Annotated in this window: 15 protein-coding genes; 8 read left to right on the forward strand and 7 right to left on the reverse strand. The window is 67.0% G+C overall.

Features of this window, described 5'->3' with window-relative positions; translation table 11 throughout:
- Window positions 1-35 precede the first annotated feature (35 nt).
- The 4 genes from AC1DT7_RS10985 to AC1DT7_RS11000 form a co-directional block, all read right to left on the reverse strand.
- Window positions 36-1,985, reverse strand: a complete 1,950-nt coding sequence (locus tag AC1DT7_RS10985; protein ID WP_478035983.1) for a sialate O-acetylesterase — start codon at window positions 1,983-1,985, stop codon at window positions 36-38.
- Window positions 1,986-2,263: 278 nt separating this feature from the next.
- A complete protein-coding gene (locus AC1DT7_RS10990) occupies window positions 2,264-3,181 on the reverse strand; it encodes a polysaccharide deacetylase family protein (protein ID WP_478035984.1) in 918 nt (305 codons plus the stop codon).
- 14 nt (window positions 3,182-3,195) lie between these two features.
- Window positions 3,196-4,446, reverse strand: coding sequence for an SGNH/GDSL hydrolase family protein (locus tag AC1DT7_RS10995; protein ID WP_478035985.1), 1,251 nt, complete (start codon window positions 4,444-4,446; stop codon window positions 3,196-3,198).
- 180 nt (window positions 4,447-4,626) lie between these two features.
- Complete coding sequence (locus tag AC1DT7_RS11000) at window positions 4,627-6,234, reverse strand: alpha-glucosidase (RefSeq protein ID WP_478035986.1); 1,608 nt, start codon at window positions 6,232-6,234, stop codon at window positions 4,627-4,629.
- A gap of 149 nt (window positions 6,235-6,383) precedes the next feature.
- Here AC1DT7_RS11000 and AC1DT7_RS11005 point away from each other — a divergent pair, with 149 nt between their 5' ends.
- The 4 genes from AC1DT7_RS11005 to AC1DT7_RS11020 all read left to right on the forward strand — a co-directional run bounded on the left by AC1DT7_RS11005 (window position 6,384) and on the right by AC1DT7_RS11020 (window position 12,207).
- On the forward strand, window positions 6,384-7,727 hold the full coding sequence (locus AC1DT7_RS11005; protein WP_478035987.1) for an MFS transporter: 1,344 nt from the start codon (window positions 6,384-6,386) through the stop codon (window positions 7,725-7,727).
- Window positions 7,728-7,827: 100 nt separating this feature from the next.
- Window positions 7,828-8,877, forward strand: coding sequence for an alpha/beta hydrolase (locus AC1DT7_RS11010; RefSeq protein ID WP_478035988.1), 1,050 nt, complete (start codon window positions 7,828-7,830; stop codon window positions 8,875-8,877).
- Between the two features lie 62 nt (window positions 8,878-8,939).
- The gene (locus AC1DT7_RS11015; RefSeq protein WP_478035989.1) at window positions 8,940-11,624 is read left to right on the forward strand and encodes a glycoside hydrolase family 3 C-terminal domain-containing protein; all 2,685 of its coding nucleotides are present in this window, start codon (window positions 8,940-8,942) and stop codon (window positions 11,622-11,624) included.
- Between the two features lie 346 nt (window positions 11,625-11,970).
- Complete coding sequence (locus tag AC1DT7_RS11020) at window positions 11,971-12,207, forward strand: DUF6894 family protein (RefSeq protein ID WP_478035990.1); 237 nt, start codon at window positions 11,971-11,973, stop codon at window positions 12,205-12,207.
- Between the two features lie 21 nt (window positions 12,208-12,228).
- Here the strand turns inward: AC1DT7_RS11020 and AC1DT7_RS11025 are convergent, their stop codons facing one another.
- Window positions 12,229-12,507, reverse strand: a complete 279-nt coding sequence (locus AC1DT7_RS11025) for a hypothetical protein (RefSeq protein ID WP_478035991.1) — start codon at window positions 12,505-12,507, stop codon at window positions 12,229-12,231.
- A 284-nt stretch (window positions 12,508-12,791) separates the two neighbouring features.
- On the opposite strand from AC1DT7_RS11025, the gene AC1DT7_RS11030 reads away from it, so the two are divergent.
- Window positions 12,792-13,178, forward strand: coding sequence for a DUF6180 family protein (locus AC1DT7_RS11030; protein ID WP_478035992.1), 387 nt, complete (start codon window positions 12,792-12,794; stop codon window positions 13,176-13,178).
- Window positions 13,179-13,208: 30 nt separating this feature from the next.
- Here the strand turns inward: AC1DT7_RS11030 and AC1DT7_RS11035 are convergent, their stop codons facing one another.
- Window positions 13,209-13,553, reverse strand: coding sequence for a hypothetical protein (locus AC1DT7_RS11035; RefSeq protein WP_478035993.1), 345 nt, complete (start codon window positions 13,551-13,553; stop codon window positions 13,209-13,211).
- Window positions 13,554-13,749: 196 nt separating this feature from the next.
- Here AC1DT7_RS11035 and AC1DT7_RS11040 point away from each other — a divergent pair, with 196 nt between their 5' ends.
- The 3 genes from AC1DT7_RS11040 to AC1DT7_RS11050 all read left to right on the forward strand — a co-directional run bounded on the left by AC1DT7_RS11040 (window position 13,750) and on the right by AC1DT7_RS11050 (window position 16,251).
- Entirely contained in the window at window positions 13,750-14,085 is a 336-nt protein-coding gene (locus tag AC1DT7_RS11040) for a hypothetical protein (RefSeq protein ID WP_478035994.1), read from the forward strand.
- A gap of 377 nt (window positions 14,086-14,462) precedes the next feature.
- The gene (locus AC1DT7_RS11045) at window positions 14,463-15,506 is read left to right on the forward strand and encodes a rod shape-determining protein (protein ID WP_478035995.1); all 1,044 of its coding nucleotides are present in this window, start codon (window positions 14,463-14,465) and stop codon (window positions 15,504-15,506) included.
- A 139-nt stretch (window positions 15,507-15,645) separates the two neighbouring features.
- Window positions 15,646-16,251: an outer membrane protein gene (locus tag AC1DT7_RS11050; RefSeq protein WP_478035996.1), complete on the forward strand. Its 606-nt coding sequence runs from the start codon at window positions 15,646-15,648 to the stop codon at window positions 16,249-16,251.
- A 326-nt stretch (window positions 16,252-16,577) separates the two neighbouring features.
- Here AC1DT7_RS11050 and AC1DT7_RS11055 read toward each other — a convergent pair whose 3' ends face one another.
- Window positions 16,578-16,964: a VOC family protein gene (locus tag AC1DT7_RS11055; protein WP_478035997.1), complete on the reverse strand. Its 387-nt coding sequence runs from the start codon at window positions 16,962-16,964 to the stop codon at window positions 16,578-16,580.
- Between the last annotated feature and the right edge of the window lie 168 nt (window positions 16,965-17,132).

The following is a 17,132-nucleotide window of genomic DNA, read 5'->3' on the forward strand; positions in this document are numbered from 1 at the left end:
CTGCAGCCAGAACCGGCTCCGCAGCCCGACGGCCTTTAGCGGCTTGCCTTGATCGCCAGCTCGAACGGCGTGACCGGCAGGCCGCTCGCATCGGTCAGCGTACAGGTCGGGCTGTCGCCCCAGCAATAGCGGATGCGAGTGGCATCGACCGCGTCGGCCTTCACCACGACGGTCGCGCCGTCGATCCGGGCATCGGCGTAGCGGCACGATCCGGCGGCTGGGCCGCACAGCTCGAAGGCGTTGGGCCGGCCACTATACGCGGCGAGCGTACCGGTGATCTGGCCGAACGGAATGATCACTTCATTGGTAGCCCGCCGTGCGGCGCCGGGGACCGCGCCGGCCGGCGGCGCGACATCGCCATAGACGACATGGCGTGCGGCAATGGCGAGGCGGCGGCCGATATCCTGCTTGTTGGACGGGTGGAGGTTGGTCGCGTCACCGATATCGACGGTGACGATATAGGCGGCCCGCGCATCGGCCATGGCCGCGCGGCGCTGCGCCTCGCGCACCTGCGACCAGACCGATTCCACCGGCGCGGTCGGGCGCGGGCCGTAATTGGGGATCTGCACGATCAGGAAAGGCAGGTCGGCGCCGAAGCGCTGGCGCCAGTCGCCCATCATCGCGGCCATGGTCGCCTGATACTGGCTGCTGAAATAGATATCGGATTCGCCCTGATACCAGATCGCGGCCCTGAACCCGTAGCCGCCGATCGGGGCGATCATGCCGTTATAGAGCTGGGTGACGCCGTGGGTCGGACCCCAGGGCAGCTGCGGTGCGATCAGGCCGTTCGGGACCTCGGCATAGCGCCACGGGTTGGACAGCGGGACGGCGCTGCCGTCCTTCAGGCGGATCGCGCGCGTCCCGGCCGGGCCGCTCATCCCGCAATTGCGCCAGCTGCAGAAGATGTTGGTGACGATGACATTGGTGCCCGCGTGGAGCACCCCGGCGGGGATGTCGTGCAGCGCCTGTCTCGACCAGCTGGTGCCGCCGACGCCCTTGCCGTTGACCCAGCTCTGATCCTCCTCGTTGACCGCGCCGAGATCGAGGCTGGCGGGCTGCGCCGCCTGGGCCGCGGTCAGATCGACACTGGTGCGCAGCCACATCTGGCCGACGAACCCGTCGGGCGAACTGCCGGTCCACTGCGCCCAGGGGCCGAGCGCGGCCGGGGCGGTCTTCCAGTCGGTGACGCGGTAGGCGGGCTCCCACGGGTTGCCCTTCGCGGCGGCAGCGCCGTTCGCTTTCCACCAGCTTTCCCAAGTCGCATCCCAGCGGCGCTGCGCTGCCTGCGGGTCGGTGCGATACAGCGCGAGCATGTCCAGATCGGCATCATACTGGCCGAGCTTGCGCAGGCCCGGCTCGCTGACCCAGTCGCGCACGCGGCTGCCGCCCCAGGCGGCGACGACCAGGCCGACCGGGGCGTTGGTGGTCTGTTTCAACTCCCGGGCGAAATAATAGCAGCTCGCCGAGAAATTGCCGACCGTCTCGGGCGAGCCGACCGTCCAGGAGACGGGCGTGGCGAAGGTCGGGAGCGGGGCAAGGCTGTCCCTGGTGGCGATGCCGAGCTGGCGGATCTGGCCATCGTTGGCGGCGCGCATCTCGAAGGCCGCATTGCCGGCGGCGCGGACGGCGAACTGCATGTTGGACTGGCCGGTGCAGAGGAAGACGTCGCCGAGCAGGACGTCCCTGACCGACTGGGTCGCGGTGCCGCTGCTGGCCTCCAGCGTGTAGGGGCCGCCAGCGGGGAGCGCTGCAAGGGTGGTGCGCCACTGGCCGGTCTTGTCGGCTTTCGCGGTGGCGGATTCGGTGCCGAGTTTAACGGTGACGGTCGTGTTCGGGGCGGCCTGGCCATAGACGGGGATCGGCTTGTCGCGCTGGAGAACGGCATGGTCCTGGAACATGACATGGAGCAGCGGCGCGTCGGCGGCGATGGCGGGTGTCGCCAGTCCGAGAGCGCCCAGGATGATCGCGCGGAACGGCCCCTTCATCGTCACTCTCCCCCGTCCGCTCTTGTGCAGATCGTATAGGATATAGGAGCAGTGTTTCCGTGGGTTGTCCAGTGAGTCGGAAGCGCCAATTCCTCCCCGGAACGGGGAGGGGAACCACGAAGTGGTGGAGGGGCTCGGAGCGCGGCCACGTTTCCACCTATGCCAGTCTCTCAATTCGAGTCGGCATGAAGCGGGCCAGGCCGGCTCGCTCCAAGCCCCTCCACCATTCGCTGAAGACGCGAATGGTCCCCCTCCCCGAGCAAGCTCGGGCAGGAATTCTACTTGCAGATCGCGTCCAGCTCCGCCGCGTAATCGTGGCGGGCGGGGATCGGCAGGCCTTTCGCCTGGAGCTGGGATTCCGGACGACCCGGCGCGTCGGGCAGGCGCGGGTCCATATAACCCTTGTACCAGGGGTCGCGCTGCGCCTGCTCCAGCGTGACGAAGGTGAAGCCGCGGCTTTTGTAGAGGGCGATCAGTTGCGGCAGCATCTCCGCATCGAGCCCGCCCACATGCATCAGCAGGACATAGGGGATGTCATGGCCGAGCAGCGTCTTGAACACGCCGCGGCCATAGGTGATGCTGTCGTCGGCCGCGTCGAGATAGCTCTTCTTCAGCCACGCGATCGCGCGCTCGTCCTTCTTCGCGACGCAGCGGGCATAGGGCGCGTTCCACATATAGTCGCCGAAGCTCATCGTGACGCCCGCGATGCGATAGCCGCGATCGGCGAGCAGCGTGCGCACCGCCGCCTTCTTTTCCGGCGTGTCGCCTTCCGAGAGGTTGGGATAGCGGAACCAGTGCCAGTCCTGCCCCTTCATCCGATCGGCAACGACGCCTTCGCCCTTGAGCACATCCTGCTCGAACTCCGCCGTCGTGTGCGTCGCCAGGTTCATGTGCGACCAGGCATGGTTGCCGAGCGGCAGGCCTGCGGCGCGCCAGTGATCGAGCATCGCGGTCGATTCAGGCTCCTCCTCCGTCCGCACCCCGTTGACGAAGCCATAGACCGGCGGGAGCTTCGCTGCCTTCCACGCCGCGATGATCTTGTCGCCGATCTCCACCCGGGTCGTGCCCTCGGGCAAGGCGCTGTGCGAGGGCAGATCGTCCCAGGTGAACGCGATCTCCTGCGCCTGCGCCGCGCCGGCCGCGGCGACTGTCAGGCCCGTGGCGAGCGCAATGCTGCGCAGCATTTTCCCTGGCATGCTCATTCTCCGGATCAGCGGAACAGCGACAGGTCGACCGCCTCGCCCATCGCGCGATAGCCCGCGTCGCTGGGGTGGAGCGCATCGCCGCTGTCATAGGCCTTGGCCATGCGCAATGGGTCGGCCTTGTCGGCCACGGCCTTGTCGAAATCGATCACCCCGTCGAAATTGCCGGGCGTGCGGATCCAGCTATTGACGGCGGTACGCACCGCATCGCCCTCCGCCCCGTAATAGCCGGCTCCCTTATAGGGGAGCACGGTCGCGCCGATCACCTTGACGCCGCGATCATGCGCGCGGGCGATCATCTGGCGATAGGCGCCGGTGATGTCGGCGACCATGGGCAGGGTCGTCTTGGAGCGCGTCGCGCTGCCGATGTCGTTGATGCCTTCGAGGATCACGACATAGCGTATGCCGGGCACCGACAGCACGTCGCGGTCGAACCGGGCGAGCGCGGCCGGGCCGCTGCCGGTGTTGAGCAGGCGGTTGCCGGAGATGCCGGCATTGGCGACGGCGAAGCCGGTCTTGCCCGCCTTGGTCAGCCGTTCCGCCAGCACGTCCGGCCAGCGGCTGTCGGTGTCGCGGGTCGACTGCGCGCCGTCGGTGATCGAATCCCCGATGGTGACGATGGTCGCCGTCGCCCGACCGCCCGTCACGTCGATGCCGGTGAGCAGCGTGCGCATCATGCTGGTCGTACCGCCGGGCGGCGGCGTGGCGGCGGCGGCCTGGTTGCCCGGGACGACCTGCGCGGTGGCGACGCCAAGCGCATGGACGCTCAGGCTGAGCGTGTCGCCGGGCACGTAGATGCTGACCACGACCTTGGCGAGCGGGCCGGTCTTTAGCGCCACGGGATCGCTGACGACGGGTGCGCCGGCCGGGATGACCGGCGAGGCGTTGCCGTCAAAGGTGACGACCCGGTCGGAACCGGCCAGGACCTCGCCGTTCGGCCCGGCAAGGCCGATATGGACGGCGCCGATCGGCCGTGGATCGGTTGCGGTCTCGTTGGAGAGACGCAGCCGGACCGAGGTGCCCCCGGCCGAGAGACGCGCGACCATGCGGAACGTGACGTCCGATGTCGGGCCGGCCGCCGGCTGCGGTCGGGGCGGCGCCGGCTGGCCGGGCGGGGGCGGCGGTGGGAGGCCGGGGCGTTCCATCGGCACTGCCTGCCAGCTGCGTGTCCAGACTTTCGACTGGGCGCCGGCGGCGAGCGGCTGAAGCATCAACGCTGCGACGGCGAGTGACAGACAGGGACGGAAGCTTCTCAACATCTTCTCCTCTTTATGTCGTGCCGCCGCCTTGTGACGGTCAGTCCTTGCTCATTCCGGCCGGGCCGAGATAGCGGTACCATAGCGAGCGAAGAGCGCGACTCCAACTGGCTCGTACGGGGATGTTCGCTCACCTTCTCCGGCGGGCGGCGTGACATAGTGCGGCGAGTGGATAAGCGGGAGTCACGCACGCCGTTCCGCGATCACCCCGGCGAACGGGCCGAGCTGCCATGGCTCGACCTCGCCGACCTGCTCGATCACCTGCCAGGCTGCCGCATCCTCGGGCGCCCAGTCCCGCGCCGCGGCCGCAAAGCTGAACACACACAGCAGCCGTTGCGCGCCCGACACCCGCTCGAACGCCAGCACGTCCTCCGGCGTTTCGAGAAACCGGATCGCGCCCGTCCGCAATGCCTCGTTCGCCTGCCGCGTCGCCAGCAGCCGACGTGTCAGGGCAAGCATCGAGGCGCCGTACCGCTCCTGCCGGTCGACCGCGAGCGCAGCATGGTCCGGCCCGAACGGCAGCCACGGCGCGCCGGTCGAAAAGCCGAGCCCCGCCTCTCCTGCTGCCCAGGGCATCGGCGTGCGGGCGCCGTCCCGGCCGAGGGTCAGCGGCCAGTTGGCGATCGCCTCTGGGTCGCGCAGCCGGTCGAACGGGATCTCGACCTGGGTGAGGCCAAGCTCCTCGCCCTGATACAGGAAGATGTTGCCGCGCAGCGCCACGAGCAGGAGCATCTTCATCCGCGCAAACGCCACCTCATGCCCTGGCGGCGCCCAGCGGGATACGGCGCGCGGCGCGTCGTGATTTTCGAACGCCCAGCTGGGCCAGCCCATGCCGGGCGTATCGGGCCAGCGCTCCAGCACCGCGCGCACCAGCGCCGGCGTCAGCGCCTTCGCATAGAGGAAGTTGAAGCCATACGCGGTGTTCAGCCGCCGGTTGCCCTCGGTGAAGCGCTGCATCTCGGGCTCGACATCGGCACCGCCGACCTCGGCCACGGTGAACCGGCCCGGATAGCGATCGGTCAGCGCACGGACCCGTTCCAGGAACAACGGGATGTCCGGGTGCGACTGGTTGTGGAGATGGACCTGGAAGTCGAACGGCCGGGTCCGCCTGCCCCGCGCCGGGGCCCGCGCCGGATTGTCGCGCAACGCCGGATCGACCATCGCGCAACTGATCGCATCGAGCCGGAAGCCGTCCACCCCGCGGTCGAGCCAGAAGCGCGCGACGTCGAGCAACGCGTCCTGCACCGCGGGCAGATGAACGTTGAGCTGCGGCTGGCTGCTCAGGAAATTGTGCATGTAATATTGGCCGCGCCGCGCATCCCAGGTCCAGCCGGGACCGCCGAACACCGACTGCCAGTTGTTGGGCGGCGTGCCATCGGCTTTGGCGTCGGCCCATATATACCAGTCGTGACGGGCATTGGTGCGATCGGCCCGGCTCTCGGCAAACCAGGGGTGCTCGTCCGAGCTATGGGCATAGACCTGGTCGATGATCACCTTGAGCCCGAGCGCATGGGCGCGGGCGACCAGCGCATCGAAATCGGCCAGGGTGCCGAACAGCGGATCGACCCCGCGATAGTCCGACACGTCATACCCGAAATCGCGCATCGGCGAGGGGAAGAAGGGCGACAGCCAGACCGCGTCGACGCCGAGCGACGCGACATGATCGAGATGGGCAGTGATGCCGGCGAGATCGCCCACGCCGTCGCCGTTCGAGTCGGCGAAGCTGCGCGGATAGATCTGGTAGATCGCCGCCCCGCGCCACCATGGGCCACCCCGTCCGGAACTGTCCAACACCCTCTCCCTTACGGCTCCCTGCCCTTTTGCGCGCCGCGCGCGCCGGAAAGCAATCATCCGTGGAAACGGGGATTGCCCGGACGCCAAGTCACTGACATCCTGCCTTGCGAAGCAAAAAAATATAAGGCCAAAGGGGTAGAGAAGGAGTGACCGGACAGCCGCGCCAGTCCTTGGCCGGACTGTGGAACATCTCGTTCGGATTCTTCGGCATCCAGGTCGCGTTCGGCCTGCAGAACGCCAATATCAGCCGTATCTTCCAGTCGCTCGGCAGCGACGTTGGCAGCCTTGCCCTGTTGTGGATCGCGGGGCCGATAACCGGCCTGATCGTCCAGCCGCTGATCGGGCATTTCAGCGACCGCACCTGGGGCCGGTTCGGGCGGCGCCGGCCCTATTTCCTGGCCGGCACGGTGCTCGCCGCGCTGGCGCTGATCGCGATGCCGCACGCCCCGGCGCTGCTCGTCGCCGCGCTGCTGCTCTGGATGCTGGACGGGTCGATCAACGTGTCGATGGAGCCGTTCCGCGCCTTCGTCGGCGACATGGTGCCGCCGACGCAGCGAACCCTGGGCTATGCGTTTCAGACCGCCTTTATCGGCACCGGCGCGGTGCTCGGCTCGCTCGCGCCCTTTGCGATCACGGCGCTCGGCGCGAGCAATGTCGCGCCCGCAGGCACCATCCCGGATGCGGTGCGCTATTCCTTCTATCTCGGCGCGGCGGCGATCCTGGCGGCGGTGCTGTGGACCGTGCTCACCACACGCGAATATGCGCCCGAGACGCTGCGCGGCTTTGCGGGAGAGGCTCCCCCGGCATCGGAACGGGAGGGCAATCCGCTGGCCCGGATCCTGCGCGACATCGGGCAGATGCCGGATGCGATGCGGCGGCTCGCGCTCGTCCAGTTCTTCGCATGGTCCGCGCTGTTCATCATGTGGGTCTATACGACACCGGTCGTCACCCGGTACGTCTTCGCCTCTACCGACACGACGTCGAAAGCCTATAATGACGGCGCCGACTGGGTCGGCATCCTCTTCTCGGTCTATAACGGCGTCGCGGCGCTCGCCGCTTTCCTGCTGCCTGGGCTGGTGCGGCGGTTCGGGGCCGGACGGACCCATATCGCCTGCCTGCTCACCGGCGCGGCCGGCTTTGCGGCGATGCTGGCGATCCGCGATGCACACACCCTGGTCCTGCCGATGATCGCGATCGGAATCGCCTGGGCGTCGATCCTGACCATCCCCTATGCGATGCTCGCCGGCGTGCTGCCGCAGGGCAAGCTTGGCGTCTATATGGGCATCTTCAACTTCTTCGTCGTGCTGCCCCAGCTGTTCGTCGCCCTGGTGATGGGCGTCGTCATCCGCACCTTCTTTCCGGAACAGCCGATCTGGACCCTGGCGATCGCCGGTGCGCTGATGGCGCTGTCGGCCCTTGCCACGCTGCGGGTCGGCGAGCCCGTAACAGAAGCAACCGAAATGGCAGACGACGCCAACTTGGCGCTTTGACAATCCTATAGGATCGGCAATAAGCTTTTCGATAGCGCTACCACGGCGCGATTTCCGAGACGCTCGCCAAAGGGTGCCCGGCCAGGAGAGGAATGTCGCGATGCGCCTCACGCGTAGGGATATGGTCGTGGCGCTGCGAAGAACCCTGCTCGCCCTTGCGTCCATGATGATTGCCGGGGGCGCCCTCGCGCAGAACGCGAAGACCGAAGAGGTGATCGGCCCCGACTATGCCGACGCGCCGGAGATGGCAGTCAATCCGGGCCGGCCGATGGGCACGCTGCATGCCTTCGTGATGTTGTCGCAGGATTCGACGATCTATCCCGGTATTCGCCAGTTGCAGAACGAGACGACGGCGAAGCGCGATGCCTTTGGCAACCGGATCGCGGCGAAGGCGGACCTCCAGTCCGAACCGGCGCCCTATCGCCGCGAGGTCTTCGTGTACGTGCCGGCCGGCTACAGGCCGGGCACCGAGACGCCGTTCATGGTGGTGCAGGACGGGCGCGACTATGCGGCGCGGGTGGCGCTCGCGCTCGATACGCTGATCGCCCAGAAGCGGGTGCCGCCGATGGTCGCGGTGATGATCCAGTCCGGCGGCGGCGATGCGCAGGGCTCCGAGCGCGGGCTGGAGTATGACACGGTCTCGGGCCGCTATGCCGAGTTCGTCGAAAGCGAGGTGCTGCCCCGCGTCGCGCGCGATTACCACATCACCTTCACCAGGAATCCCGAAGGGCGGGCGACGATGGGCGCGAGCTCCGGCGCCGCCGCGGCCTTCTCCATGGCGTGGTTCCACCCCGAATGGTACCGGCGCGTCCTGTCCTATTCGGGCACCTTCGTGAACCAGCAGAGCCCGCCCGATCCCGCGACGCCCGAGGGCGCCTGGGACTATCATGCGCATCTGATCCCCGAGAGCCCGCGGAAGCCGATCCGCATCTGGATGCATGTCGGGAGCAAGGACCTGCATTTCGACGACCCGGAATCGACCTTCCACAACTGGCCGATGGCGAACCAGCGCATGGCCGCCGCGCTGAAGGCGAAGGGCTACGCCTATCACTATGTGTTCGCGAAGGACGCGGTTCATGTCGACCAGCGGGTAGTGGGGCAGACCCTGCCGGGCGCGATCGAATGGCTTTGGCAGGGATATCCGAAATGATCCCTGGTTCTTTCTTTTCTTTGTTCCCCGGCGAAGGCCGGGGCCCAGTTGGGGGACATATATTGGCCGACGCTGCGCATCGTAACTTCAACCTTTCCAACTGGGCCCCGGCCTTCGCCGGGGAACGAAAAAGGCTGGGACTCGGCTTCTCGCTGGCCGCGCTTGTGCTCTCCGGCACGGCCTTCGCGCAGACCGGCCCTACCCCCTGGCGCGACCCCGCCCTGCCCACCGCGCAGCGCGTCGATGCGCTGATCGCGCAGATGACGATCGAGGAGAAGGCGTCGCAGCTCGTCAACCAGGCTCGGGCGATTCCGCGGCTCGGGGTGCCCGCCTATGACTGGTGGAGCGAGGCGCTGCACGGCGTGGCGAACAACGGCTTCGCCACCGTCTTTCCCGAGCCGATCGGGCTGGCCGCGACGTTCGATGCGCCCGCCATCAAGACGATGGGCGAGGCGATCGGCACCGAGGGGCGGGTCAAGTGGAACCTGATCGAGAAGGCCGGCGGCGAGCACCGCATCATGCAGGGCCTCACCTTCTGGTCGCCCAACATCAACATCTTCCGTGATCCGCGCTGGGGCCGTGGCCAGGAAACCTATGGCGAGGACCCGTATCTGACCGCGCAGATGGGCGTGAACTTCGTGCGCGGCATGCAGGGCGACGATCCGCATTATTACCGCGTCTCCTCCACCGCGAAACATTATGCGGTGCACAGCGGCCCCGAGCCGGGCCGGCACAGCGACGACATCGCTGTGAGCCTGCATGACGAAGAGGACACCTATCTGCCGGCGTTCCGTGCGCTGGTGGTGGACGGCAAGGTGGAATCCGTGATGTGCGCCTATAACGCGATCAACGGCCAGCCCGCCTGCGCCAATGAATTCCTGCTCAAGGACCGGCTGCGCGGCGCCTGGGGCTTCAAGGGGCATGTGGTGTCGGACTGCGACTCCATCGCCGACATCGAGCGCGGGCATCATTACACCAAAACCTATGCCGAGGCGGCGGCGATCAGCCTGAAGCTGGGCGTCGACAATGACTGCGCAGAATTCGGCCGGGCGACCGGCGCGACCTCCGATTACGACCGGTATGTCGAGGCGATGAAGCAGGGTCTGGTGAGCCAGGCGGTGGTCAACGATTCGCTGCGCCGCCTGTTCACCGCGCGGATGCGGCTCGGTCTGTTCGATCCGCCTGCCATGGTGCCGTACAATGCCATCCCGGACAGCGCGCTCAACGCGCCCGAGCATGGCGCGCTCGCGACGAAGCTCGCCCGCGAGGCGATGGTGCTGCTGAAGAACAACGGCGTGCTGCCGGTGAAGCCGGCGGTGAGGAAGATCGCCGTGGTCGGCCCGCTTGCCGACCAGGTCGATGTGCTCAACGGCAATTACAACGGTACGCCGGTCGCGCCGGTGAGCGCGCTCGAGGGCATTCGAAAGGCCTTCCCGAACGCCGAGATCGTATTCGAGCCGGGCACCGACTTTCTGCGCGCGGCGGAACCGGTGCCGACGGCGGCGCTATCCACCCCGGACGGAGCACCGGGGTTGAAGGCCGAGTTCTGGCGTGGCGCGGATTTCTCCGGCACGCCGGCGGTAAGCCGCACCGATGCGATCATCGCCTATAGCCGCAACACGCCGGCGGTGATTCCCGATGCGGCAGTGGTGTCCGCGCGCTGGAGCGGCTTCGTCACCGCGCCGGACGACGGGCAGTACAAGATCGGCATCAGCGGCCGTGCCGCCAAGCTGTGGATCGACAACAAGCTGGTCGCCGACAATAGCGACCAGCAGCAGCGCGGCGCCAACCTGGTCGAGATGGCGTTCAGGAAGGGCGTGAAGCACAAGGTGCTGATCGAACAGTCGCCGAGCCGCTTCCCCCCGCGCTTCGTCTGGAACGAGGTGCGCACCGATGCCCTGGCCCGCGCCGTTGCTGCGGCGAAGGCGGCCGATCTGGTGATCGGCGTGGCCGGCATCACCTCGGCGCTCGAGGGCGAGGAGATGACGGTGAACGTGCCGGGCTTCGTCGGCGGCGACCGCACCAGCCTGGACCTGCCGGCGCCGGAAGAAGAGGTGCTGAAGGCGGTAAAGGCGACCGGCAAGCCGCTCGCCCTGGTGCTGATGAACGGATCGGCGCTGTCGGTGAACTGGGCGGCAGCCAATGCCGATGCGATCCTGGAGGCCTGGTATCCGGGACAGGCCGGCGGCACCGCGATCGGCGAGACCTTGTCGGGCGCGAACAACCCGGCGGGGCGCCTGCCGGTCACCTTCTATACCGGCACCGACCAGCTTCCGCCGTTCAAGGACTATGCGATGAAAGGGCGGACCTATCGCTACTTCACCGGCAAGCCGCTGTACCCGTTCGGCCATGGGCTGAGCTATACCAGCTTCGCTTATGGCAAGCCGATGCTCTCAACCGCGGCGGTGAAGGCGGGTGATCCGCTGGGCGTGGATGTCGAGGTGCGCAACACGGGCAAGCTCGCGGGGGATGAGGTGGTGCAACTGTACCTGACCTTCCCCGAGGCGCCGGGCGTGCCGGTGCGGGCGCTGCGCGGGTTTTCGCGGGTGCATCTGGCCCCGGGAACCGCGACCAGGGTGCATTTCGACCTGGATGCGCGCGGACTTTCCAGCGTGACCGAAGCGGGCAAGCGGATCGTGGCGCCGGGGGCGTATCGGCTGACCGTCGGCGGCGGGCAGCCGGGAACCGGGGCGCCGACCGCAGCGGCCGGGTTCCAGGTAGCGGGGACGGTGGCGTTGGCCGAATAGAATGCGGCGCGGGACCGGCGCTTCACAGTAATCGCTCCCACCATCTGTTGGAGAATGCACCATGCTGCGCGATTCCGCTGAATAGTCGCCGATTTTTGCGAGGTGATTGCGAGTGCGACGAAATTGCGCGGTTCTTGATGGCTGTGGAGCGAATACTGAGCAGCCCAGCCGTCGCAGATGAGCATTCCTTCATCAAGGACGAGCGGCGCTTCCACATCGGCACATGTGTGAAGATCTCATTTGTCACATTGTTCGCAATGACATATGTCATCCCATCGCTAGCCGGGAAATGGGGGCCCTAGCGACTGAGAGACATAGTGCTCCCGCCTTGAGGCTGGAGATAGTTATGCCACGATACTTCTTCGACATTAAAGACGGCCATGACTTTCCGGACATCCAGGGATCGGAGTGGAAGAATCTGGACGAGGTGCGAATGGAGGCCGTCAGATACTCGGCCGAAGTCTTGAAGGAGATGCCGGAACGGTTCTGGCACGCGGAACAATGGACCATGTCCGTCTTCGACGATCGTCGTAAATTGTTATTCACGCTCAAATTCTTTGCGGAATCGACCCACATCTCGTAATCGCGTCCGCCGGGGACCGCCTCAGCGGCCCGCGCGCGCCGCGTCGATCATGGTCTGCCACAATGCCTCTGCGCTGCCACGGCGCCAGTCCCGCGGGATGCTGAGGATCATGCGGTCGGTCGGGTTGCGCATTACAGCGAGGATCGCCTTCGCGTCCGTCATATAATCCTGCCAACCGGCCAGGGTCAGATCCCCCGTACCGTCCTCACCGACGCAGACGGCGTCGGGCTCATTTCTGTCACGATCGCAAAGAAACCGGGCGATCCGCTCGATCATCGTTTCTGGCATCGTTTCTGGCATGCTCAAACTCTGAATGGGTACGCGCCCCGGCCAGCCCATCGTTACGGGCTGCCGTGGTCCTATCCTGGGAATAAGGGCGACGGATGACGCCGTCGCTCCAGGGATTATCCGGACGGGGCGCGGGCACGCGCAGGCGGTGCAGCATATGGCGGGCGAATCCGGTGCCCCATTGCAGGCGACCCGACCCGCAATTCACTCCAACCGGCGAGACATGGCCGGGAGCGATGCGGCAGGATGGCGGCTCGACCGTTTAGCAAGCCAGTCTAACAGGTGGAGAGACATGCATGCGCGCAATTGCCCTGGTGCTGGCCGTGACCGTACTGGCGCCGACCGCCCCCGCGACGGCGGCGTCCGACAAGTTCGCGTTGGAATATCGGGTCGAGCGGGCCGATGCCGGCCGCCTGACCATCCCGGCCTGCCTGGCGACTGCGCAACGGGCCTCGGCACAACTGGGTTATGTGCCGATGACCGCCAAGACCTATCCCGGGCAACTCGCCGTGTTCGCCGCGGGGCCACGCGGTGGTGGTGGATCGCTGACGGTCTATTGCATCGCGGTGGAGCGCAAGACGGCGTTCGTCGTACAGGCGCTCGATTACAGCAGGCCGCAAAGCGTGGCGGCGAAGCGGGCGGCGGATGCCGTCCATCAGGCGTTGCTCAAGGCCGGGCATTAAGCCGCCGGCGGCCGGCGACCCGGCGTTCGCTCAGCCAGCCCCCGGGCGGCGGCGGGCGGTGTAGATGCCGCCAACCGTCAGGACGATGCCAAGGCCGAGCAGGAACATGGCGAGGGTGTTGCCCCCGATCTCGGCATTGTTCGCGCTGCTGATCGCACGCGCGGCGGCATCGGCGTCGGTCGCGGTCATCGCGGCGGCGAAGGCGGCTTCGTCGCAGCGCTGCAGGGTGGCGGGGTCCTGCCCCTTCAGCCGTTCCCGGCATGCGGCGATCGTCTTCGTGTCGGCACGGGGCGCGCCGCCGGTGAAGCTCATCACCGCGCCGGCCAGGGCCATCAGCACGCCGAGCACGATCAGGATCAACGGGTGTTTCTTCATGAGGCCCCTTCCTACCCCGGCGCACGCTCAGCCGTGACGCCGGACAGAGCTAACGCAAGACGGGTGAATTCGGACCATTGCCGTGGAGAAATAATCGCGCGCGCCGGATCGGACCGCGCCACCGGGCGTTCGTCGGTTGGGATGCCCGTCGCATTCACCTGGGCACCCTTCATTCCCAGACAGGAGAGATACATCGATGATCAAGCCAATAATGCTGTGCGTGGCGATGTCGGTGGCGCTGGCGGGATGCGGCGCGATGTCCGGGCCGAGCGACAAGCAGATCGAGGATCTGGCGCGGCAGGAGATGATCAGCAACCCCGGCACCGACGATCCGGCACAACGGGCCGTGATGGCCGCCGCGGCGCGCGACGCGACGATCTCCAAGAAAGGAATTTGCAACACGTCGAAGCCAGACGTCTATGCCTGCATGGTCGACGTGACCGTCAAGCTGCCCAATACCCCCGAAGCCAAGCAGACCATGGTGGTGCAGATCGGCAAGGCCGCCGATGGCGGGTGGAAGGTCGTCGAATAGACCGCGCCGGCGCCGGGCGGGCATGGTCGACGGGATCAGCGCGTAACCCTTGAGCTGGCGGTTGGCGCGCGTCGTCAGGGCGGCGACACCGGCGGGCATGTCTTATGGGGGCGGATCATGCGCCTCTCCTCGTCCACGGGCCCGGTCGCGGTGCCGTACGACAGCAGGGCTCCGGGGCGCGGGAGATGTCATTGTTCGGCCGGCGCGCTGCCAAACGGCGCGCGGCGGACATCCCTCCTCGTCGTCCGAACAGCCCGTTCGGGCGCACTGGTCCCCATTCCGACCTTGACGCTGTGCCCGGGCGCGCCCACGCCGCCGGTTCCTTACCAAATTCTGGTGGCTATTGTTCCTGGCCACCGTTCGAGTGATTGTTTTAAATGCGAATTCCTCGCCTGTTCAGCCGATCTTCCAACGACATGGCGATCGACCTCGGGACCGCCAATACCGTCGTCTATCTGCGCGACCGCGGCATCGTGCTCAACGAACCCTCGGTCGTCGCGATCGAGACGCTCGACGGCGTGCAGCGGGTGCGCGCGGTCGGGGCCGAGGCGAAGCTGATGATGGGCAAGACGCCCGACACGCTGCGCACGATCCGGCCGATGCGCGACGGGGTGATCGCCGACATCGATGTCGCCGAGCAGATGATCAAGCATTTCATCGACAAGGCGCATGGCGGGAAGAGCCGGCTGCCGCGCCATCCCGAGGTCGCGATCTGCATCCCCTCCGGCGCGACGCCGGTCGAGCGCCGCGCGATCCGCCAGGCGGCGGAGAATGCGGGCGCACGCAAGGTGCATCTGATCGAGGAGCCGATGGCGGCGGCGATCGGCGCGGGCCTGCCGGTGACCGAGCCGATCGGCGCGATGGTCGTCGATATCGGCGGCGGCACGACCGAAGTGGCGGTGCTGTCGCTGCGCGGCCTTGCCTACAGCACTTCGGCGCGGGTCGGCGGCGACCGGATGGACGATGCGATAGCCTCCTATATCCGGCGCAAGCACAATCTCATGATCGGCGAATCGACCGCCGAGCGGGTGAAGATCGAGATCGGCATGGCCGGCATCGACCGGGCGTCCGACACCCGGATCATGCGGGTGAAGGGCCGCGACCTCGTCGCCGGCGTGCCCAAGGAAGTCGAGGTCAGCCAGGCCGAGATCGCCGGGTCGCTCGAGGATCTGGTAAGTCAGGTGGTGGAGACGGTGCTCGGCGCGCTCGAACGGACCGAGCCGGAACTGGCGGCCGATCTCTACGACCAGGGCATCGTGATGACCGGCGGCGGATCCCTGCTGACGGGGATCGACGAGGTGCTCGCCCAGGCGACCGGCCTGCCGGTGATCGTCGCCGAGAATGCGCTGATCTGCGTGGCGATGGGGGCCGGCAAGGCGCTCGAGGACCCGGTCTATGGCGGGGTCATGACCGAGGCCTGATCGCACCGGCGCCGTCAGGGCGACCCGATCGCGCAGGTGTTGCCCAAAAAACACAGTCTGCAAGTTCCTGCCCGCGACGAGGGATCGGTTCCAAGGCCGAAGGGTTGAGCCCTTTCCTTAACATGAAGGCCTGTAACCTATGCGTACCATCTTGCTGATCGCGGCAGCCTCTGCCGCGCTGATTTCCGGCGCCGCCTCCGCCCAGGACACCCCGAGCGACAACGGCACCTCCTTCCGCGGCGTCCGCGTCGAGGGCAATATCGGCGGCGACCGCTTCCAGTCCCAGGGCGTGCACAACGACAAGTTCGGCTGGGGCGGCACGATCGGTTTTGACGGCCAGATCGGCAACAACATCGTGATCGGCCCGGAAGGCAGCTATTGGCACGCCAATGAAGGCACCGAGAATTGCACCGCCCGTAGCAACGGTTCGACCTGCCACAAGTCGTTCGAGGAATGGGGCGCCGCCGTGCGCGCGGGCGTTCTGGTGACGCCGAGCACCTTGATCTTCGGCAAGGGCGGCTATGTCAGCAACGAGCAGCGCAAGCGCTTCACCGCGGCCCCGGGCGGCGTATCCTTCTACGACCATTTCCGGACGGACGGCTATCAGGTCGGCGGCGGCATCGAGCACACCGTCACGGAAGGCCGCATGCCCGCCTATGTGAACGTGCAATATGTCTATTCGCAATATAGCGACCACACGTCGCGCCAGCGCCTGATGGCGGGCGTGGGCATCCGCTTCAAATAAGCGATCGCTCGGCGACCGGCGGGCGGCATGGCCGTCCGCCGGCTCGCATTCCCATCTGGCCGGAACACGGCCTTTCACAGTCCCCGGCGCCAGCCGAGGAACGGGAATGGCGGCGCAGTCTCAGTCCTTGCAGACGGGGATCAGGGCCCATCCCATCGAACCACCGATGTTCGGGACGTTCTGGTTCTCCAGTTCGATCCGCCTGCAGGGCTTGCCGTAGCGGTTTTGCACCCGCGCTTCCCGGGACGGTGCCGGCGCCGAGTGCGCTGCACCCCGGCATAGCCCTGGACGAGTCGACCGCGCGATACGCCGCGCCGCGCCTCCCGTCAGTCCTTCGGGACCCGGTACATGCCGCAGAGCTTGTTGCCGTCGGGATCGCGCAGATAGGCGAGATACAGCTTGCCGAAGCCGCCCTCACGAATGCCGGGCGGATCTTCGATCGACGTGCCGCCATGGGCGACGCCGGCCTCATGCCAGGCATCGGTCTGCTCGGGATCGCTCATCGCGAAGCCGATGGTGCCGCCATTCGCGCAACAGGCATCCCCCCCGTCGATCGGCCTGGTCACCAGGAAGATGCCGCCATTGTGCATATATATCAGACGGCCACGATCGTCCTCGATCGCGGGCCTGCCGCCGATCGCACCGAAGATCGCGTCGTAGAAGGTCTTCGATCGGGCAATGTCGTTGCTGCCGACCATCATGTGACTGAACATCGCGTTCCTCTCCCCTGTTGCCGGCGGTTGTCACCCGCCGGGGAGAGTCCGTCAAGGCGCCGTTGCGGTCCTCGCCGCGACCGGCCCCGGGCGCAACTCGGCGCGGGCTCGGTCGATGATCTGGGCGCCGCTCCATAGACCCACGCCTATGGCAGCGACGCCCTGTCG

Source organism: Sphingomonas sp. P3_C6, assembly GCF_056402595.1.